This is a genomic window from Luteibacter sp. E-22 (assembly GCF_049913125.1).
In the GTDB taxonomy this organism is placed as follows: domain Bacteria; phylum Pseudomonadota; class Gammaproteobacteria; order Xanthomonadales; family Rhodanobacteraceae; genus Luteibacter.
Genome location: NZ_CP183975.1, coordinates 2396922 through 2417161, shown reverse-complemented (window position 1 = coordinate 2417161; position 20240 = coordinate 2396922). Strand labels below are relative to the sequence as shown.

Below are 20240 nucleotides of genomic sequence, written 5' to 3'. Positions count from 1 at the left end.
TACCCCGGAATCGTCGCATGCTCAACGTCACCGGATTGGTGAAAACCGTGCCCGGCGGGCGGACCCTCTTCGAAGGGCTCGACCTGTCGTTGGCTCGCGGGGAATTCGTCGCCGTGACCGGCGAGTCGGGGGCTGGCAAGTCCACCTTGCTCAACCTGATCGCCGGCCTCGATTCGCCGGACGCGGGGAGCGTTCACATCGACGGCACCGATATCGCCGGCCTCGACGACGATGGCCGCACCCGGCTCCGGCGTGACCGGATCGGTTTCGTGTTCCAGGCGTTCCATGTCCTGCCGCACCTCGACCTTGCCCACAACGTGGCGTTGCCCCTGGCGTTGCAGGGACACGCCGCGCATGCGTCGCTCGTCGCCGCGGAGGCGATGCTCGCTTCCGTCGGCCTTGGCGGTCGCGGTGATGCGTACCCACGAGAGCTTTCGGGCGGCGAACTCCAGCGGGTGGCCGTGGCCCGCGCGCTGGTCCACCGGCCCGGGCTGATCCTGGCCGACGAGCCCACGGGCAATCTCGATCCCGACACGGCGGCGCGCACCCTCGCGTTGTTCGTCGACCAGGTGCGCCATGCCGGCGCTGCCGTGTTGCTGGTGACCCATTCCGCGGTGGCGGCTTCCGCCGCCGACCGGACCCTCGTTCTCTCGCCGAGCGGCCTTGTCGAACGTGACTAGGCCGGCGTCCATCTTCGTCGCTCGCCGCTGGCTCCTCTGGAGCGAGTGGCGGGCGTATCCGGGCCGGGCGCTTGCCGCGATAGTGGCGATCACGCTGGGCGTGGCGCTGGGTTTCGCGGTGCACCTGGTTAATGCGTCGGCGCTGGGCGAATTCGACAAGGCCGTGCATGCGGTGAGCGGGGCGGCGGATCTCAAGGTCCGGTCCGCCAACGCTTTCGGCTTCGATGAAATGCTTTATCCACGGGTCGCACGTTTGCCCGGCCTGGATGTATCTCCTGTCGTTGCACTTCCCGCCCTCATGGATGGCAAGACGCCGGTCTCGCTGGAAGGTGTCGACGTACTGCGGGCGGGTGAGGCGGGGCAGGGTGTCTCGAACGGTGCCGCGGAGGGATTCGCCGATTTCCTCTCGGGTCGTTCGGCGTACCTGTCGACGTCGGCGCTTTCGGCGGCCGGACGCAAGGTCGGCGATTCGATAACGCTCAGCGCGAACGGTCACGCGATCCGTGTTCGCATTGCCGGCATCCTGCCGTCGAGCTCGAACACGAACGCCGCGACGATGGACATCGCCGCTGCCCAATGGCGCTTCGGCATGCTTGGCCGCCTCCAGCGCCTGGACATCCAGCTCGCGCCGGGCATCGGCATCGCGGGGGCCATGCGTGCGATCCGCGCGGTGTTGCCGGCTGACGCCATCGTGGCGGATACCACCAGTGAAGCGGCGCGCAACGACGGGCTTTCCGCCGCCTATCGGGTGAACCTCGACATGTTGGCGCTTATCGCGCTGCTGACCGGTGGCTTCCTCGTTTATTCCGCGCAATCGCTGTCGGTGGCAAGGCGGCGCGCGCAGTTCGCATTGCTCCGCGTCCTGGGCATGCAGCGCAAGAGGGTGTTGGGACAGGTGGTCACCGAGGCCCTGGTACTGGGTGTGATCGGAGCGGGTGGCGGGGTCGCGCTGGGGCTGGGCCTGGCCTCGCTCGCGCTGAACCTGTTGGGTGGCGACCTCGGCGGCGGTTACTTTCACGGCAACGCGCCGCAACTCGTCTTCGCTCCCTGGGCGGCGGCGATCTTCGGGTTGCTTGGTGTTGGCGCGGCGGTCCTCGGCAGCATGGTTCCCGCGCTGGCGGCCTCGCGCATCCTCCCGGCGTTGGCGATCAAGAACGCCGGCGACGCCGTCGATCCACGCGTTCGTGCGCGTCCATGGCGTGCGGTCGCATGCCTGGCGGGAGCGCTCCTGGCTTCGCTGCTGCCCGCGGTGGGCGGTATCGCGTTGTTCGGCTACGTGGCGATGGCGCTGCTGTTGGCCGGTGGCGTGATGCTCATGCCGTGGCTCGCCCGCGCGCTCGTTTCTCCGCTTCGACATGTGTCCATTCGCCATGTCCCGTTCCAACTAGCCGCCGCCCGTCTTTGGGGTGCGCCGTCACAGGCGTCCGTCGCGTTGGCGGGTATCGTGGCGTCCACCGCGTTGACCGTGGCGATGGCGGTGATGGTCACCAGTTTCCGCGGTTCGGTGGAGCGCTGGCTCGGCGATGTGCTGCAAGCGGATGTCTATCTGATCGCCGGCGGCGGAGGTGGAGGGTTCGATGCGGCAACGCTCGAACGCATGCGCAAGGTACCGGGCGTAGCGTGGTTGGGTGTGCTTAAAGAGACACCGCTCCAGTTCGATGCGCGGCGTCCTGCCGTTACGCTTCTCGCGCGCACTTTGACGGGGCCCGGTGGTCACCTCGCGTTGATGGGGTCGCAGATAACCGTCCCCGCCGGCGCGATCCCTGTGTGGGTTTCCGAGCCCGCGTCGCGGATCTACCACTGGAAGCCGGGCGACACGCTGACGTTGCCTTTGCCCGGTTCGCCAAGGGCGAGAGTTGTCGGTGTGTGGCGTGATTACGCACGCCAACACGGCGCGATCGTCATGGAAGAGGGTACCTATGCCCGCCTCACCGGCGATCGCAGGCGCACGGGCGTATCGGTACTCCTCGCCCCTGGCGTCAACATCGATACGGTCAGTACAGACCTGCGTTCGGCGGTGGGCCCTGATGGCGTCGGCGTTACCGTGAGCCGGCCACAGGATATCCGTCGGCAGGCGCTGGAAGCCTTCGATCGTAGTTTCCTCATCACCTACCTGCTTGAAGGCATCGCCGTATGCGTAGGTCTGGCGGGTGTCGCAGCGACCATCGGCGCGCAGGTGCTTTCGCGCATACGGGAGTTTGGCATGCTGCGCCACGTGGGTGCATTGCGCGGCGATCTCGTGCGCATGCTGCTCATCGAGGGAGCGCTGCTGGGGCTGGTGGGTGGCATCGCCGGTGTCGCGCTCGGCGTGGCCATGAGCCAGGTGTTGATCCACGTCGTTAATCCGCAGTCGTTCCACTGGACGATGGACACCTTGTTGCCTTGGCCCTTGCTTGGCTGGGTCATCGCCGGCCTGGTGGTGGCGACATCCGGTACGGCCCTGGTCGTTGGGCGGAGCGTGCTTTCCGCCGATGCCGTGCGCGCGGTGCGGGAGGATTGGTGATGCGCCTGCTTCGTCTCGTCGCGCTGTCGCTGCTGGCGTTCGCCGCGTGTGGATGGGCCGACGATCGCGTCACCTATGCGCCGGTGCCTTTGAATGCCCCCGTGGTCCTCCCGCGCGATCACGGTGCGCACCCCGGTTTCAAGACCGAGTGGTGGTACGTCACCGGATGGCTGCAGACGAAGGGAGGGCCGGTGGGCTTCCAGGTGACGTTCTTCCGCTCGCGTTTGCCCTTCGACGATGGCAACCCCAGCCGTTTCGCGGCCAGGCAGGTCATCGTCGGGCACGTCGCGCTTGCCGATCCCGCGGCGGGACATCTCGAACATGGACAGCGGCTCGCACGCGAAGGCTTCGGCCTGGCCGAAGCGGCGACGGGAGACACCAATGTCGTACTTGGCGACTGGCGCCTCGTACGCGACAAGGACGGCAGCTTCACGGCTCGTGCGGGCACGGCCGGGTTCGCCCTCGACCTGCAATTGAGGCCTACGCAACCAGCACTACTGCAAGGCGACCATGGCTACAGTCGCAAAGGCCCCGGCCAAGGTGAGGCGAGCGCATATTTCAGCATGCCCCATCTGGCTGTCACGGGGCGGCTGACACGAGGTACGCGCACCGAGACGGTCCGCGGTGAAGCGTGGCTCGACCGCGAGTGGTCGTCGAGCCTGCTCAACCCGCGCTCGGTGGGCTGGGACTGGGTGGGCCTGAACATGGACGATGGCAGCGCCGTGACGGTATTCCGTGTGCGCGATGCGCAAGGCCACCCCATATGGGCGGGCGGCAGCGTACGCGCGGCGGACGGTGCGCTCACCCTTCTCGGTCCTGGGGACGTGGCCTTCGCACCCCGCCGCCGCTGGCATTCGCCACGTACGGGTGCGGACTATCCGGTCGAAACCACGGTGTCGGTCACGACGCCGGCCGGTACGAAGCATTTCGAACTCCGCCCCTTGATGGACGACCAGGAGTTGGATACGCGCCGAACCGGCGGGCCGGTCTATTGGGAGGGCGCCGTGGAAGTGCAAGACGGACGGGGGTACCTGGAGCTGGTCGGGTACGGCGGCAAGGTGAACCTTTGAATCCATCTTCCATGAGCGGCTGCTTCATCAAGCGTGCAACAGTGAAATGCCGATTTCCACGATGATGAGCACGACGATGGCGATTTCGAGCAATTCGGCGCGCCGGCTGGACGCTTCGTCATAGAGCGCGGCATAGGTGTCCCGGACAATGGCGAGCTTGCGGTCGACCGACGCGCTCAGGGCGGGCACGCGGAACAAGGACAGCGCCGTGCTGTAGACACGTGCGAGATAGACATCTTCGGTCACCTGCAACGCGTTATCGACGCGTTCGGTCAGTTCGGTGACCTCGGCGACGAGGGTATAGAGCCGCCGTGCCAGATGCGCGAAACGGCGCGATGCGAAAAGCGATGCGGCGGTTCGCGCGTTTTCCACCTGGTCGTACATGCGCGGCAGTTCGTTGTCGAGGAGGATGTCGTAATAGCGCAGCTCGACCAGCTGGGCATTGGCCACCTCGATGACATCGGCGACATCCGAATCGCTTCGTGGCTCGTAAACGAAGGCGCGATCCCAGTTCAGGACGACGAGGTCGTCGGCGTAGTAGGAAAAGCTTCTCGACAGAAGCTCCTTTCGGGAGGCCCTGGAAAGCGGGCGTGTCTCTCCCGAAAGTACTTCCGTCAGGTCGAGGCGCTCCTTCAGCGTCTCCGCGTCCATGGGTTCGCTGAACGCCTGGACGGTCGCGATGAGGTAATCCTCGTCCAGCCGTTCGCCTTCAGCGGGACGGTCAAGGGCGGGACGAACGATCTCGTGCACGCGGTCCAGGAGATCGTCCCAGAACGACGTCCGCGCGGATGGGCCGAATCGAGCGTCGAGTGTGGCGACGTCCTTGACGTAATCGGGCCAGGACCGGTTCGTGCATGGTGCGCGAAGCGAGAGCGTCGCGACGCCGAAGTCGTACAACCGGACCGAGACCGCGGCCCGCACCGGCCCCCCTGCAAGAGGAACGTCGACCTCCCCCAGCGAAAGCCATAGTGGAGCGACGCCAAAGGCCACGGCCTTGGGTGGCGTGCTTGAAAGATAGGAACGATTGAACGCGGTGTTCGCATGTGCCGTCCATAGGCGCTCCGCCTGCACCAGATCGATGCTATAGGCGATGTCGACCAGTCGCAGGACGGTCAATTCACCGGATGTAACGGCGAGATGGGCGGAAACCACGGCAAGAGCCTCGAGCTGGACGGCAGTAGTGTAGGCAGGCGATTGTGAAATCCCGACGTTGGACTTGTTACACGTGCCACGCCCGGGTCAGACGGAAGCCGCGATGTGCTCGCGCAGCCACATGTGCGCCGGATCTCGATGGGAACGCTCGTGCCAGAGCATCACCATCTCGAACCCCGGCACGTCCACGGGTGGCTCGACCAGCCGCAGCCCCGGCGCGTTCCGGACCAGGCGCTCTGGCGCCATGGCGACGATGTCGGTGGTCGCCAGTACGGACAGGAGGAAGAGGAAATGGGGAACGGAGAGAACCACGCGCCGGCTCAGTCCCTGTTTGGCCAAGGTCTCATCGGTCATGCCGTGGAAGCCGCCGCCATCGGGCGAAACGATGGCGTGTTCCAGCTTGCCGAACTGCGACAGGGTGGGCCGCCGCTTCAATGCGGGATGGTCCAGGCGACCGGCGAGCACATACCGTTCCGTGAACAACGCACGCTGATGAAGTCCTGGCGGTGCCATGTCCTTTGTTCGGAGAGACAGGTCGATGTCGCCGCGTTCGGCCATGCGAGCGACCCGGTCGGGCGCGATGTCGAGCACGGCCAGGCGCGTGCCCGGTGCCGCTGCGCGCAAACCGCGCATGGAGGGAATGAGTACCGTGGACTCGCCATAGTCCGCGGCGGCCACGCGCCAGGTCTGGTCCGCCAGGGCCGGGTCGAAAGGCGCGGTGGGTGCGACCGCGCGTTCGAGACCGTGGAGAGCCTCTTTCAACGGTCCACGCAACGCTTCCGCACGTGCCGTAGGCAGCATGCCCCGGGGTCCGGGAAGCAGGAGCGGATCTCCGAAAATTTCCCTGAGCTTTGCAAGGTGCACACTGACCGATGGCTGCGAAAGGTGCAGGCGTTCGGCTGCGCGGGTGACGTTGTGCTCGGCGAGAAGGACATCCAGCGTCACCAGCAGGTTGAGGTCGATCCGGCGCAAATTAATCATGTCTATAGCTGTAATTATATAAATTCATTTTGACTATACCTTATATGCTCCCATCATGACGGCATCCCGATTACTGGAGTTCGTCATGAAAGTCCTTCTCGTCTACGCCCACCCAGAACCCAGGTCACTCAATGGTTCGATCAGGGATTTCGTCGTCAAGCGGCTCACGGACGCGGGGCACGAGGTGCGGGTTTCGGACCTGTATGCGATGGGCTGGAAACCGGCGCTGGATGCGGCCGACAGCACCGAACGAAACGAGGACGAGCGCTTCGATCCCTCACGCGCCTCGGCGCGCGCCTTCGCGAACGGGCATCAAAGCGCCGACATAGCCGCGGAGCAGGAGAAGCTCTTGTGGGCGGATGCACTCATCCTGCAGTTTCCCCTGTGGTGGTTCTCGATGCCCGCCATCCTGAAAGGATGGGTGGATCGCGTATATGCGAACGGTTTCGCGTACGGCGTGGGCGAGCATTCGGACCGGCGCTGGGGCAACCGTTACGGCGAGGGCAACCTGTCCGGAAAGCGGGCCATGCTGATCGTCACCACCGGCGGGTGGGAGTCGCATTACAGCGCGCGTGGTATCAACGGGCCGATGAATGACGTGTTGTTTCCCATCCAGCACGGCATCCTGTACTACCCAGGCTTCGATGTCGTGCCGCCGTTCGTCGTCTACCGCACGAGCAAGGTAGACGAGGCCCATTTCGAGGCGACGTGCGAGGCACTGGGTGAGCGGCTCGACAGCCTGTGGGAGACGGCGCCCATTCCCTTCCTGCCGCAAAACAGCGGTGCGTATGCCATTCCAGAGCTTACGTTGAACGACGATTTCTCGGCCGGCAAGACGGGCTTCGGTGCGCACGTCACCGGATGAGCGTCCATCCGACGCTGTGGCTTAGAGCCCGCCGGCACCACGCACGGCACCCGGCGGGCGACCCATCACGCGCTTGAACGCACGGCTGAATGCCGCGAGCGATCCATAGCCCAGCCGGAACGCGACGGACTCGATCGGCTCGCGTTCGCGCCCGATCCACTGCGCAGCCAGCCGCATGCGCAGTTCGGTGAGGTAGCGCAGCGGTGTCATCCCCGTGGCCTCCAGGAAGCGTTCGGCGAACACGGAGCGCGAACTGCCCATTTCCGCGGCGAGTTCGGCAACGGTCCAGTTCCTCCCCGGATCGCGATGCAACGCGACGATGGCCTTGCCAAGGCGCGGATCGCGCAGGGCCTGCACCCAGCCGGTGGCGTCGCCGCAACCGCATTCGACCCAGCCGCGCACGATGATTGCCGAGACTACGTCGGCGAGACGGGCGAGGATGCCGGCGAATCCCGCCCGCTTCGCACACGATTCGCGTTCCATCGCATCGAGGATCGGCGGCAGCTCGGGATATTTGTCGAGCAAGGTGCGTACTTGCATCACTTCGGGCATGGCGGTGACCAGTGGCTGCATGCCACCCAGTTCGAATTCCATGCAACCGCTGAAGATCAGTGCGCCGTCCTCGCGAGTGGCGACGGGGCAGTCGGGATGGATGTCGTTCACGGTCTCGCAGAGGGGCGTGGTGTCGAAGCTGGCGATATCGCGGCAGGCGACATCGGATGAGGAAAGCAGGGTATGGGAGGTTCCTTGCGGCATGAGTACCGCGTCCCCCCTCGATAGCGGAAGGAGCGTGCCGTCGCTTGTCCGGAGCAGCACCGGGCCACGGCCGATGAAGTGGAACTGGGCGCGCCCTGGCGCCGCGTGGAAGGCGATGCCGAACGGCCGGGCGACCTCGATCCGCCGGTATTGCACACCGTTCAGCCGCATGCCGAGCAGCAGTTCGCTGGCCGGATCGGGGTTGCGTGGCGGGTCGAGTGTGGCCATGGTCAGGACTTAAGATCAAGTATTGAGGATTTCGCATCATATACCGTCCGGAGTCCGAGGCTTAACCTGCCGGTTTCCCTGACTACGGAAGCGACATGAATACCTGTGTGGAAGCCGCCATCGCGGCACCTGAGGAGGTCCAGCCCGCCTGGGGCGCGGTCTTCGCCATGACCCTGGGGGTATTCGGCCTCATCACCGCCGAATTCCTGCCCGCCAGCCTGCTTACGCCCATGGCGGCCACGCTCGGCGTGACCGAGGGGATGGCCGGGCAGACCGTGACCGCCACCGCGGTGGTGGCCCTCGTGACGAGCCTGGTCATCGCGGTGGTGACGCGCAACATCGACCGGCGTTGGGTACTGCTGGCTTTCTCCGTGTTGCTGGTCGGCTCGAACCTGCTGGTAGCGTTCGCGCCGAACCTCACCGTGGTGTTGTCGGGCCGCGTCTTGCTCGGGATCGCCATCGGAGGCTTCTGGACGATGTCCGCCGCCACGGCGATGCGGCTGGTGCCGGAAGCGATGGTGCCACGCGCACTGTCGATCATCTTCAGCGGTGTCTCGGTCGCCACCGTCGCGGCGGCGCCGTTGGGCAGCTACTTCGGCCACCTGATCGGCTGGCGAAACGTCTTCCTCATCGCCACCGCGATCGGCGTGTTCGCCTTCATCTGGCAGCTGTTCACCCTGCCGCGCATGGCGCCCACCGGATCGGCGCGCATGGGAACGCTGGTGGAGGTGATGAAGCGGCCGGCGATGCGCATGGGCATGGTCGCGGTGGTACTGGTGTTCACCGGCCACTTCGCCTTCTTCACCTATCTGCGGCCGTTCCTGGAAGTGGTCACCGGTGTCGGCGTCAATGGCTTGTCCGGCATGCTGCTCGGTTTCGGCGTGGCCAACTTCATCGGCACGTCGCTGGCTGGCTTCGTGCTCGAACGAAACCTGCGCATGACCTTGCTGCTCATGCCGTTGGCGATGGGCGGCATGGCTCTCGCGCTCGTCGTGCTCGGCCGCGCACCCGTGGCCGATGCCATCCTCGTGGCGCTATGGGGCATGGCCTTCGGTGCCGTGCCGGTCGCGTGGACGACGTGGATCACGCGCACCGTGCCCGACGAGGCCGAGAGCGGCGGTGGCCTGATCGTCGCCGCCATCCAGCTGGCCATCACGCTCGGTGCCGCGATGGGCGGCGTGGTGTTCGATGCCACCGGGGCGAAGGGTGTATTCGTCGGCTGTGGGATCGTCCTTCTGGTCGCCGCGGCGACGATCGCCACGAAGCTTCATCCGGTCTCTCCCGCTTACGTCGACAACAGGGATTTCATCGGCGAAGCCGACGAGGCTTGAGCGGCATGATCCAGCTGTTGACCCTGGGCGATGAGGCCGGGGACAATACGCACCACTTCCCAAAGACGGGCATACCCATGAAAGACGACCCTGGTCGGTTCGTTTCCCATACGTAGCACCGTCTCCGACGACATCCGGATGCGGTGAATAACCATCCGGCTGTCGTTTTCCTCGCGATAGCCCTCCAGCGCGACCGGCAAGCAAGGCTCCGGTTGCCGAGGTGCAGCATGTCCCGGTTCTTTCTTTTCCTGTTGGCCATCGGGTCGGCGTTCATCAGCCTGCCGAGCTTCGCCTCGGGAGGCAGCTATCTTGTCGACGACGCGGCCATTACGCCCGCATCGCATTGCCAGCTCGAAAGCTGGATGCAGTTCCGTACCACGGCCCGAACCGTGACCACCGTGCCCGCATGCTCCTGGGGCGCCGTGGAGTTCTCCGCGCAGCTCACCGGCGGCGTTCATGCGGGAGCGGGAAGCGTGGCACCCGGCGCGAAGTGGCAGGTGTTCAATGGATCGCGTGTATCGACGGCACTCGATGCCGGCGTGACCGTGCAAGGTGGACGTGTGCATGGGGCCATCGCCTATGCGGCTTCCACGGTCCAACTGGACCAGGCGGGGCGTTGGCTGTTCAACGTGAACCTCGGTGCCACGCATCAGCGAGGCGAACCGACGCGGCGCATCCTCGGTGGCGGTATCGAGTTCGCCGCGTCCGCCAGCGCCACATTGCTTGCCGAGGTGCTGGATACGGCGGGTGCCGGGCGGACCTTGCAGGCGGGCGTTCGGCTACCTTTCGGCGACAACAGCATCGACCTCGTGGCCGGACGAGCCCTTGGCCAGCAAGCCGATCGCTGGATCAACATGGGCTTGAACCTGGCGTTCTGAGACATACTTGCGCCTTTCATCCGCGCGAGTCGCCATGGCCATCCACTTCTCTTGCACCATGTGTGGCCGTTGCTGCAATGGCCTTCGCTTGCCTGTGGGCGTCGACGAAGCGATGGCCTGGCTCCGCGATGGCGGCGACGTGCAGGTGTTTTGCGAAGCGATTCCCTGGCCGGAAGATCCCGCCGCCGACAATCTTCCGGCCTGGTACAAGCACCGTCGCTCGTTCCCCGCGACGAGCGGGCAGCTGCCGGTGCGCGTGATCGTCTCTTTCATGGCGACGTTCGAGGGCCCGTGTCCGAACCTCCAGCCCGACCTGCGGTGCGGAATCTACGAGCGCCGTCCGCGTGCCTGCCGTGTATATCCGGCGGAAGTGAATCCGTTCTTCCAGATCGATCGTGCCGGCAAGCTGTGCCCACCCGAGGCGTGGCAGGCCGAGGGACTCTTGCAGAACGACGACGGCGAGTGGAGCGATCCCGAAGTGGCCCGGGCCGTCGTGGGGATGCGGGAGGCGGATGCGCGCGATGCGCAGGTCAAGGCGCGCGTTTGCGCCGGGCTGGGTATCGCATTGGGCGGACTGTCGAACGAAGGCGTGGTCGTGCATGCGCCGGCGCGGGGCCGCTTGTTGACTGCGTTGGAGTCGGCGCTCGATGCGGACAGTGCCGTCGGTGACACGAATGCCGGATGGTCCATCGTGAGCAATCGCAAGGCGACGCTTGAGCTCTTGCGGTCTGCGGGGACGGTGTCGTTGGGGGCTTCGGAGGTCGGGTCAAACGGGGTGAGTTACATGGGTTTCCTGGCAGGCGACGCGGAGTAGCGGCTGCGCATTTGTTCGGGCCTTCGCCGGAGGTTCGGTGGCAGGCTCGGCTTCGCCATCGTGTTCTGTTTTGCCTCGGGGCAGGGGAGCCGCCGGGCGTCACCCTGGTCGCTAAGTCCTCGTCCGGCCTACGCCTCCCTGCGGAATCGCTCCCAGGGTGACGCCCGGCGGCTCCTGAGCTGAGGTGGTCGTTGGTCGGCTCGCGTGGTGTGCGGGCACGAACAAGCCATGCGTCGATACGTCATCGGTGTTGCGCGGCGTGACGGGTTTTCGCGAGCACTCATCGCCGACAGGGTCGGCTCCCCCTGCCTCGACGCACAACGCCAACACGATGGCGAAGCCGAGGTCGACCCCGCGAACGGTCAACGAGGGATCAGCAGCCGGAAGAAGAGCGCTACGAGAGTGACCGCGACGACGCCGCCTGCGTAAAGCAGGACGAACCATGCCGCCTGGCGCCATCGGCTGCGGGAGGGCATCAGTGGTAGCCCTCGTCATCGGCTCTCACCTTGCCACGAAAAACCCAATAGGCGAGGGTCGTATAGGTGAGGATGATCGGAATGATGATGGCGGCGCCGATCAGGGTGAATACCTGGCTCGACCGAGGCGCCGATGCCGTCCAGATATCGACCGACGGCGGGATGATGTTCGGGAAGATGCTGATGATCAGCCCGGTGTAGCCGAGGAACAGGATCGCCATGGTCAGCAGGAAAGGCGCGCGGTCGGCACCGCGGCGCACGCAGACCAGGATGCCGATGAGGCAGGCGATCACCAGGATGGGCACGGGCAGGAAGAAGAACAGGTCGGGCAGGGCGAACCAGCGCTTCGCCACGGATTCCTGGCCCGCGATCGTCCATATGCTCACGATGCCGACCGTCGCGCCCAGCGCGAGCGTCAACGGGCGCATCAACACCGCCATGCGGCGCTGGAGTTCGCCTTCGGTCTTCATCAGCAACCAGCCGCAACCCAGTGTCGCGTAGGTCACCAACAGGCCGATGCCACTGAACAGGTTGAACGGAGAGAACCAGTCGAAAGGGCCGCCCGCGAACTTGCCGTCGCGTACTTCCACGCCTTGCAGCAAGGTACCGAGAATCACGCCCTGGGCGAACGTGGCCACGCCGGAACCGACGATGAAGGCGAGGTCCCACAGGTGCTGGGTGCGTCGTGCCTTCGCCCGGATTTCGAAAGCCACGCCACGGAAGATCAACCCGCAGAGCATGGCGATGATGGGCAGGTAGGTCGCCGGCAGCAGGATGGAATAGGCGAGGGGAAACACGGCGTACAGGCAGGCACCGCCGAGCACCATCCATGTCTCGTTGCCGTCCCATACCGGCGCCACGGTGTTGAGCATCACCTGGCGCTCGCCCTCGCGGTCGAAGAAGGGGAAGATCAGGCCGATGCCGAGGTCGAAGCCATCCAGCATGACGTACATGAACACGCCGAACGCGATGATGGCCGCCCAGATGACTGGCAAGTCGATATGCATGGCGGTTACTCGTCGATGGAGTCGGTGGGGCGCGACAGCGGGCGATGGTCGAATCGCTCCCTGCCGCGGCCGGTGTCGCTGGCATCGGCATCGGCTTCGTCGTGAGGCAGGTGCGGTCCCTTCGCCATCAGTTTGAGCATGTAGTAGATGCCGGTGCCGAAAACAAGGAAATACACCATCACGAAGATCATCAGCGACGTGCCGACCTGATCCACGGTGATGGACGAGACGGCATCGCGCGTGCGCAACACGCCGTAGACCACCCATGGCTGGCGGCCGGCCTCGGTGGTCACCCATCCCGCCAGCAGCGCGATAAGGCCAGAGGGCGCCATGAACAGGGCGAAGCGCTGGAACCAGCGCGCGTCGTACAAGCGGCCGTTTCGCCGCAAGGCGAGTCCGCACACGGCGAGCAGGAGCATCAACAGCCCCATGCCGACCATGATGCGGAAGCTCCAGAAGACGATCGTCGAATTCGGGCGGTCTTCCGGTGGGAACGACTTCAAGCCCTGGATCTCGCCATCCCAGGTATGCGTCAGGATAACGCTGCCCAGGTGCGGCACCTTGACGGCATAGTGCGTGGTCTCGTTTTCCATGTCCGGCCAGCCGACGAGGTTGAGCGACGTGCCGCCTTTCTCGGTTTCCCACAGACCTTCGATGGCGGCGATCTTGGCAGGCTGGTGTTCCCGGGTGTTGAGTCCATGCGCGTCGCCCACGGCGACCTGGATCGGCACCACGACCAGCAACATCCACAGCGCCATCGAGAACGATTTGCGGATGGCGTCGTCCTTTCTTCCGCGAAGGAGGTGCCATGCGCCGCATGCGCCGACGATCACGGCGGCCACGATGAAGGCGGCCAGCGCCATGTGCACGAGCCGATAGGGGAAGGACGGGTTGAAGACGATCTTGAGCCAGTCCGTGGGAACGACCTTGCCGTCCACCATGGCAAAGCCCTGCGGCGTCTGCATCCAGCTGTTCGAGGAGAGAATCCAGAAGGTCGATATCAGCGTGCCCACGGCGACCATCGATGTGGCGAAGAAGTGCGCCTTGGGGCCCACCTTCGTCCAGCCGAAAAGCATGATGCCGAGGAAGCCCGCTTCGAGGAAGAACGCCGTCATCACCTCGAAGGCCAGTAGCGGGCCGGTCACCGCGCCGGCAATGGCCGAGAAACCCGACCAGTTGGTGCCGAACTGATAGCTCATGACGACGCCGGAGACCACGCCCATGGCGAAGCCGACGGCGAACACCTTCGACCAGAAGAAGAACAGTTCCTTGTAGACCACCTTGCCGGTCTTCAGCCACAGGCCTTCGAGCACGGCCAGATAGCTGGCCAGCCCGATGCTGATGGCCGGGAAGATGATGTGGAAGGACACCGTGAAGGCGAACTGCCAACGGGCCAATAGGAGCGCCGTGTCGGATACGTGCATGGGAAATCTCCGTCTGGCATCCAGTCTAGGCCGTGACGCGCGCAGGGTACGCCGGCGCGACACTTTGGCACGTGAACGATTGTCGCAGGACGGATAGGCCGGCCGAATTGCAGCGTCTTGTCGTGACCAGGGTATTTCCGCCTTCCATCGACGTGCCATTCGGTCGGAAAAGGTCCTTCTAAGGAGCGTTGTCTAGACTCGGCCGCTCCCCCATCGAGGGCCACTGGATGCGCGCTCCCACCTCGATGACCGTCGGCAAGGTGCCGCAGGTCACCATCGTTTTCTGGATATTGAAGGTTGCCGCCACCACGCTCGGCGAGACGGGTGGCGATGCCGTGTCGATGTCGCTTGACCTGGGCTATCTCCTCGCAAGCGGCATCTTCCTGGCGATCTTCGTCGTTGCCGTCGTGGCGCAGGTTCGTGCGGCGCGTTTCCATCCCTGGCTGTACTGGTCGACGATCGTCGCCACCACGACCGTTGGCACCACCGTGGCCGACTTCGCCGATCGTTCCCTGGGCATCGGGTATGCGGGCGGCAGCAGCTTGCTTCTCGCGCTGGTGCTGGCGTCGCTGGCGGCCTGGTACCGGGCGCTGGGCTCCGTGTCCATACATCACATCGTGACGCCGCGGGCGGAGTGGTTCTACTGGATCACCATCATGTTCTCCCAGACCCTCGGCACGGCGCTGGGCGACTGGACGGCGGACGACGCCGGTCTCGGCTACTTCGGCAGCGCCATGGTCTTCGGCGGCCTGTTGGCCGCCATCGCCATCGTGTATTCCATGACTCGTGTGTCGCGCACCTTGGTGTTCTGGATGGCCTTCGTGCTCACGCGGCCGCTCGGCGCCGCGCTTGGCGATTTCCTCGACAAGCCGCTCGACGATGGCGGACTGGCCTTGAGCCGCTATACCGCCACGGTCGTGTTGCTGGCCTTCATGGCGATCTGTATCTGGCTGCTGCCTCAACGGCCCGCCGAGACACGGAACTAGTCCCGGCAGGCCATGTCCCATGGCTTCCGATGCTAGGATTCCGCCTGGCGTCCCATCCCACGCGGCCTCCGGGAGCAGACATGGACAGGCGATCCCTGTTCCGTACCGAATGGTTCCTTGCGGTGAGCCTGGTCACCTGCCTCGTGTTCCTCGCCGTACCGGAGGTGTTGCTCACCGGATTGGAATCGATGGGTTGGCTGGTCGTGGTTTTCGCCTGGCTGTTCCTCGTCGTCCTGGGTTCGGCGGTTGCCGTCGTCCGCCACGCCGAGCATCTCGCTCATCACCTGGGCGAGCCGCGCGGTACGCTCATCCTCACGCTGGCAGTCACCTCCATCGAAGTGATGAGCGTGTCGGCGGTGATGCTCCACGGCGCGAACAATCCGACCCTGGCCCGCGACACCTTGTTCTCCGTCACGATGATCGTATTGAACGGCATGGTGGGACTTTCGCTGCTCCTGGGTGGCCTGAGGCACAGCGAGCAGTCGTACAACCTGCAAGGCGCGAATGCCTACCTCGGCCTGATCATCCCGCTCGGCGTCCTCAGCATGGTGTTGCCGAGCTTCACCCGGGATGCCGCCGACTCACCGTTGAGGTTCTCCCATCAGTTGTTCCTGGCGATCTTCGCGCTGTTGCTCTATGCCACCTTCCTGTTCCTGCAGACGCGGCGATTGAAAGGCTATTTCGTTCCTGACGGCATGCCCTTGGGTGTCGAGGCACCGACGACCCGGACGCGAACGCCTTCCCATGGACCGCTGATATCCGCCCTGCTGCTCGTTGCATACATGTTGCCGGTCGTGTTCCTGGTCGACAGGCTGGCGGTGCCCGTCGATTACGTGGTGGAGACGCTCGGTGCACCCGCCGCCCTCGGCGGCCTCGCGATGGCGATACTCGTGGCGATGCCCGAGGGCATGGGTGCCATACGCGCGGCCAATCGCAACGAACTACAGCGAGCGGTGAACGTCTTCATGGGCTCGGTGCTTTCCACGATCGGGCTCACCATCCCCGCGATCCTCATCATCGGTGGCTTGACCGACCATCCGGTGATGCTCGGCCTTCGCCACACGGACCTCGTGCTGTTCGTATTGACCCTGTTTCTGTGCATGGTCACGTTTTCCAGCCGGCGTACGCACTTGCTCCAGGGCGCCGTTCACCTCATGCTGTTCGCATGCTTCATCTTTTTCGCCTTCGCACCCTGAACGGAAGAAACCCATGAAACACACGTTGGTGCTCGTGCTCCTGGTCCTTGCCGCGGCAGGCTCCTACGTCGCCGGCAGCGTCGCCGGCGTCATGGTCCTCGTGGGCCTGGGTGTGCTATTCGAACTGGCCTTCTGGTTCGGGCTCGTTCAAAGGCGGCGAGGCAAAGCGCGCCCCGTCTGAATCATCGGTGGCAGGGTGGTGTCGACCCGCGTCGTGTCGACGCCGCGTTCGACGATCGCGCGAAACTCTTCCACCGTGCATTCGCCGACGACATGGCATCCGGCGACACGCACAGGCAGCGCCCTCATATCGTCGAAGCGGTTGGTTCGCAGCTGGTCCATGTCGGGCATGAGGCTGCGTATGCGAATCACGTCGTGGCCTCCGTGGGTGACGAGCGACAGGACGATGGCGCCGCCTGGAGGGTAGTCGTCCGGCCGCCCGGGATCGTGCCAGTCGAGGCCGAGTATTCCTGCGACGTTCGCCAGGTTGGTGTCGTGGCCCACCAGGAGCACGACGCCGGGCTTGGATGTCATGAATGGCTCGATGGCAGGCTTTTTTCCGAGCTCGGCGTCGAAGGTCGCGGCGATGTGTGCGACGAGGTTGGAACCCGCGCGGGCAGCCGCCGGCATGGATTTCTTCGTGGCTTCGAACTGCGCGTTATGCAACGTAATCAGGCGACCGAGTAGCGCACCGTCGCCGCGACCGAAGGCGACGATGTCCATCGGCATGCCTTCCGCATAGGCGAGCATCAGGTTTTCGCTGAGCGTTCCGGCGAGCTTCATCGCCTTGCCCGTGTCCGCGGGAAGGAGACGCTTTCCGCTGCGTGTCGCGGCATCCGAGCACGACGATCCGGCGCAATCCAACAGCGCCGACTGCAGATCCGCCAGCGCCACGGATGGTTGCGCGGAGGCTGCCGTGCCGTCGTCGTCGTTGTCGTCATTGCGGAAGTGGAACAGGGAGTTGTTCGTGTCGCCCTCCGTGGCGAGGTAGCCGATGTCGCAGCCGGGGGCCAGTCCGGCAAGCAGGGCGGCACTGCTGTCACGGTTGCGCGGCGTGCTGTCGCCGATAACCACGAGCGACGAGGACGTCGGACAGCCCTTGCCCATGGCGCCATCGGCGGCGAGTCGACGGTGCAGCTGTTCGCCGATGGCCCGCATGCCTTCGCGGCCGTGTGGCGTGAGCTGGCCAGGCGCCACCGGCCATTCGGGCCATGCGCTGGTGGCATAGTCGGCATAGGTCGCCGCGGGTTTCGTGGGCGAGCGCACGCCGTGGCGCATCAGCACGATCTCCAGCCTGGCGTCGTCGCTGGCGGCCATGGCGGCCGTTGACGTCATGCAGGCCAGGGCGAGAAGAGCGAGCCTCGGCGCGGCCCTCACAGCTTCACCGACAGGTCGAGGAAGATGCCGCGGCCGGGCAGGCCGAAGTACAGCGGGGCGCCGCTGACCGACTGGGTTCCCGCGTATCCGGTGAACTTGTGGACGTTGAAGAGGTTGTTCACGTCCACGCTCACCGAGAAGCCCTTCGTGCCCGCCGGGCCCTTGTCGGTGCGATAACCCGCGGCGGCGTCGACGGTCAGGTAGCCTGCGATACGCCGGTCGTTGTGAAAGACCAGGTTGCCGTCGTCGTCCGTGGTGTTATCGACGCCGTACTGGTGGCCCAGGAACTTGCCCATCAGCGAACCGAAGTAGCCGTTGCTTCCGCTGTAGAGCACCCCCAGCGCCGCGGTGACCTTCGGGGTGCCGGCGACCTGCACGCTGCTGCCCTTGTAGGTGGCCTTGTTGTAGCTCGCATTGCCGTACAGGCTCACCGTGCGCGTGAGCGCCCAGGTGGCCTCCACCTCCGCACCCTTGTAGATGGCGCCGCCACCGTTGACGAAGGTGTCCTCGTTGCCGTTGTCGGTGGCGACTTCGGTCTGCGAGATGTAGTTCGAGAAATCGATGTAGTAGATGTCCGCGCCAAAAGTCAGTTCGCGCGAGGCGTAGGCCGTGCCGAGCTGGTAGTTGCGCGTGGTTTCCGGTGACAGGCCGCGTGATCCATTGACCTGGATCACGTCGATGGGCGGAGCGAGGAAGCCCTTGGCGGCTTGTGCATAGGCGCTCCATGAATCGCTGAGGCGATCGTGGATGCTGATGGAGGGCAGGGTGGCGTGGTAGGTTGCTTCCGCGGTCAGCGGCACCGGCGGTGACACCTTGTTCAGTGGCGCGTCGATGCTGCGTGTCACTTCCGAATAACGGATGCCGGGGCTCACCGTGATGCTTTCGGTCGGCTTCCAGTCGTACTGCACATAGGGTTGCACGGTATCGGTCCGATCGGACAGCACGTAGTTTTCGACGGGGCCGTATTTCGTGCCGGTTTTCGCGCCCGTGGTCAGGTCCACGGGATACTGGTAACGGGCATCGATGCTGCGTTCCAGCCACGCGCCGGTGAGCAGGGTGCCCGGTCCGAGGTCGTGGCCCAGCCGGAGGACGTTGCCGAACGCGTGGAAGCCGGAATCGGACAGTTTGCCCGGCAGGTCCGTGGCTGCCTTGGACACCTTCTTGCCCTTCGCGTCATAGAAGGTGACGCCGTTGTCGGCAGGATCGATGTCGGTGGCATCGGCGGTTTTCCGGGCCCAGTGGTCGAAGGTGTTGTAGTAGACCTTGTCGTCGACATCCCAGCCTCCGACCTGGCTGGTCAGGCCCAGGTAGGTGAAGCTCGAGTAGTAGGCCGCGTTGTTCGCGCCCTTGTAGTTCTGCACGGCCGGATCGCCGCCGAGGCCGAAGCGCCAGCCGAACCGGTCGATCTCGTCCTTGGTGGCGCCTTGCACGGTGTTCTGGTGTTCGCGGTTGTAGCTGGTGACGAACGTGAGCGTGGTGGCATCGCCCAACGGGCTGATGGTCTTCACGAACGCGTGTTCGCGCTTGTCTTCGGTTCCCTTGAGGTAGGTGTCGCTGGACTCCTTGGAGATATCGGCGAAGACACGCGTGTCGCCGATCGATTCGTCGGCGGCGACACCGCCCGCCCGTGTGTTCCAGCTGCCCAGCGTCAGATAGGGCGTGATGCCAGGCTCGTCCGAGGGATCGCGCGATCGCAGGGCGATCGTGCCGCCGAAGGTGGCGTTGCCGATGGTGCTGCCGCCACCGGGGCCACGGTCGATTTCGGCCTGGCCAAGCACGTGGTTGTTGAAATAGGCCGAGGTCGTGTGGTGCAAGTCGCTCGCGTCGCCGAAGGGAATGCCGTCGAAGGTGATGTTGAACTGGCCGTCCTGGAATCCGCGCAGGCTGATGCCTTCGTTCTTGCCCAGGCCAGGGCCTTCGGGCGAGGTCACCGTGATGCTCGGTGCGTATTTGATGATGTCGTCGAAGTTGGCGTTGAAGCGCAGGCCATCGCGGATGAAGCGTTCGTCGATCACGGAGGTGGGCTGGGTCGCGTCCAGCGGCGCGGCGCTCGGCGCCAGCGTGTCCACCGCGTTGGCGTGGACGCTGACGGGGGCGAGGTTCTTCGCCTCGTCACGGGTGTCGATGGGCGGGATGGCGCTGTTGGCCGGGGAGATGCCGGCCCGGGCGTTTCCCGGGACGATCTTCACGGTGGTGGGCGTGACGAACCGATAGGTCATGTGGGTACCCCGCAGCAGGGCAGCCAGTTGCTGCTCCGCCGGAACACCGCCGGGCGCGGCGCCACTGCGCATCGCGTCCGATACGCCGGCGTCGTAGACCACCTGCCACCCCGACTCCTGCGCGAACTGGTCGAGCGCCTGTGCCAGTGGCATCGACGCGATGGGCGTTGTGGCGGGGGCTTCCGCGAAGGCGGACGACACGGATGGCCCGGCAAGGGCCAGGGCGATACAGAACGCGAGCGAACGACGCATGGAGGCACTTCCTTCGATGGGATACACCTTCAAAGAGCCCGTTCG

General features: G+C 65.1%; 18 protein-coding genes. 10 read left to right on the top strand and 8 right to left on the bottom strand.

Annotated elements, in window-relative coordinates; genetic code table 11:
• The first annotated feature begins 17 nt into the window (after positions 1 to 17).
• Genes ACN9M2_RS10830 through ACN9M2_RS10820 form a run of 3 tightly spaced genes read left to right on the top strand, consistent with a single transcriptional unit; the run spans position 18 to position 4253 of the window.
• Entirely contained in the window at positions 18 to 680 is a 663-nt protein-coding gene (locus ACN9M2_RS10830) for an ABC transporter ATP-binding protein (protein WP_426284748.1), read from the top strand.
• On the top strand, positions 673 to 3183 hold the full coding sequence (locus tag ACN9M2_RS10825) for an FtsX-like permease family protein (protein ID WP_426287900.1): 2511 nt from the start codon (positions 673 to 675) through the stop codon (positions 3181 to 3183). The genes ACN9M2_RS10830 and ACN9M2_RS10825 overlap by 8 nt, the downstream gene beginning before the upstream one ends.
• A complete protein-coding gene (locus tag ACN9M2_RS10820) occupies positions 3183 to 4253 on the top strand; it encodes a lipocalin-like domain-containing protein (RefSeq protein WP_426284747.1) in 1071 nt (356 codons plus the stop codon). The genes ACN9M2_RS10825 and ACN9M2_RS10820 overlap by 1 nt, the downstream gene beginning before the upstream one ends.
• Before the next feature lie 27 nt (positions 4254 to 4280).
• Here the strand turns inward: ACN9M2_RS10820 and ACN9M2_RS10815 are convergent, their stop codons facing one another.
• Together ACN9M2_RS10815 and ACN9M2_RS10810 are read right to left on the bottom strand one after the other, a co-directional pair.
• Positions 4281 to 5405 (bottom strand): hypothetical protein, encoded by a 1125-nt coding sequence (locus ACN9M2_RS10815; RefSeq protein WP_426284746.1) that lies wholly within the window; start codon positions 5403 to 5405, stop codon positions 4281 to 4283.
• 87 nt (positions 5406 to 5492) lie between these two features.
• The gene (locus ACN9M2_RS10810) at positions 5493 to 6386 is read right to left on the bottom strand and encodes a LysR family transcriptional regulator (RefSeq protein ID WP_426284745.1); all 894 of its coding nucleotides are present in this window, start codon (positions 6384 to 6386) and stop codon (positions 5493 to 5495) included.
• An 85-nt stretch (positions 6387 to 6471) separates the two neighbouring features.
• Here ACN9M2_RS10810 and ACN9M2_RS10805 point away from each other — a divergent pair, with 85 nt between their 5' ends.
• Complete coding sequence (locus ACN9M2_RS10805; protein ID WP_426284744.1) at positions 6472 to 7251, top strand: NAD(P)H-dependent oxidoreductase; 780 nt, start codon at positions 6472 to 6474, stop codon at positions 7249 to 7251.
• Positions 7252 to 7272: 21 nt separating this feature from the next.
• Here ACN9M2_RS10805 and ACN9M2_RS10800 read toward each other — a convergent pair whose 3' ends face one another.
• On the bottom strand, positions 7273 to 8235 hold the full coding sequence (locus tag ACN9M2_RS10800) for an AraC family transcriptional regulator (protein ID WP_426284743.1): 963 nt from the start codon (positions 8233 to 8235) through the stop codon (positions 7273 to 7275).
• A 95-nt stretch (positions 8236 to 8330) separates the two neighbouring features.
• Here ACN9M2_RS10800 and ACN9M2_RS10795 point away from each other — a divergent pair, with 95 nt between their 5' ends.
• Positions 8331 to 9566 (top strand): MFS transporter, encoded by a 1236-nt coding sequence (locus ACN9M2_RS10795; protein WP_426284742.1) that lies wholly within the window; start codon positions 8331 to 8333, stop codon positions 9564 to 9566.
• Here the strand turns inward: ACN9M2_RS10795 and ACN9M2_RS10790 are convergent.
• Complete coding sequence (locus tag ACN9M2_RS10790; protein WP_426284741.1) at positions 9521 to 9766, bottom strand: hypothetical protein; 246 nt, start codon at positions 9764 to 9766, stop codon at positions 9521 to 9523. The genes ACN9M2_RS10795 and ACN9M2_RS10790 overlap by 46 nt on opposite strands.
• A 27-nt stretch (positions 9767 to 9793) precedes the next feature.
• On the opposite strand from ACN9M2_RS10790, the gene ACN9M2_RS10785 reads away from it, so the two are divergent.
• Entirely contained in the window at positions 9794 to 10444 is a 651-nt protein-coding gene (locus tag ACN9M2_RS10785) for a hypothetical protein (RefSeq protein ID WP_426284740.1), read from the top strand.
• A gap of 112 nt (positions 10445 to 10556) precedes the next feature.
• On the top strand, positions 10557 to 11258 hold the full coding sequence (locus ACN9M2_RS10780; protein ID WP_426284739.1) for a YkgJ family cysteine cluster protein: 702 nt from the start codon (positions 10557 to 10559) through the stop codon (positions 11256 to 11258).
• A gap of 475 nt (positions 11259 to 11733) precedes the next feature.
• Here ACN9M2_RS10780 and cydB read toward each other — a convergent pair whose 3' ends face one another.
• Together cydB and ACN9M2_RS10770 are read right to left on the bottom strand one after the other, a co-directional pair.
• Positions 11734 to 12741: a cytochrome d ubiquinol oxidase subunit II gene (gene cydB / locus ACN9M2_RS10775; RefSeq protein WP_426284738.1), complete on the bottom strand. Its 1008-nt coding sequence runs from the start codon at positions 12739 to 12741 to the stop codon at positions 11734 to 11736.
• 5 nt (positions 12742 to 12746) lie between these two features.
• Positions 12747 to 14165 (bottom strand): cytochrome ubiquinol oxidase subunit I, encoded by a 1419-nt coding sequence (locus ACN9M2_RS10770; RefSeq protein ID WP_426284737.1) that lies wholly within the window; start codon positions 14163 to 14165, stop codon positions 12747 to 12749.
• Between the two features lie 227 nt (positions 14166 to 14392).
• On the opposite strand from ACN9M2_RS10770, the gene ACN9M2_RS10765 reads away from it, so the two are divergent.
• The 3 genes from ACN9M2_RS10765 to ACN9M2_RS10755 all read left to right on the top strand — a co-directional run bounded on the left by ACN9M2_RS10765 (position 14393) and on the right by ACN9M2_RS10755 (position 16528).
• Positions 14393 to 15151, top strand: coding sequence for a hypothetical protein (locus ACN9M2_RS10765; protein WP_426284736.1), 759 nt, complete (start codon positions 14393 to 14395; stop codon positions 15149 to 15151).
• Between the two features lie 80 nt (positions 15152 to 15231).
• Entirely contained in the window at positions 15232 to 16347 is a 1116-nt protein-coding gene (locus tag ACN9M2_RS10760; RefSeq protein WP_426284735.1) for a calcium:proton antiporter, read from the top strand.
• Positions 16348 to 16360: 13 nt separating this feature from the next.
• Positions 16361 to 16528 (top strand): hypothetical protein, encoded by a 168-nt coding sequence (locus ACN9M2_RS10755; protein WP_426284734.1) that lies wholly within the window; start codon positions 16361 to 16363, stop codon positions 16526 to 16528.
• Here the strand turns inward: ACN9M2_RS10755 and ACN9M2_RS10750 are convergent.
• Together ACN9M2_RS10750 and ACN9M2_RS10745 are read right to left on the bottom strand one after the other, a co-directional pair.
• On the bottom strand, positions 16495 to 17682 hold the full coding sequence (locus tag ACN9M2_RS10750; RefSeq protein ID WP_426284733.1) for a histidine-type phosphatase: 1188 nt from the start codon (positions 17680 to 17682) through the stop codon (positions 16495 to 16497). The two genes, ACN9M2_RS10755 and ACN9M2_RS10750, sit on opposite strands and share 34 nt — an antisense overlap.
• Positions 17683 to 17720: 38 nt before the next feature.
• Complete coding sequence (locus tag ACN9M2_RS10745) at positions 17721 to 20195, bottom strand: TonB-dependent receptor domain-containing protein (protein ID WP_426284732.1); 2475 nt, start codon at positions 20193 to 20195, stop codon at positions 17721 to 17723.
• Positions 20196 to 20240: the final 45 nt, after the last annotated feature.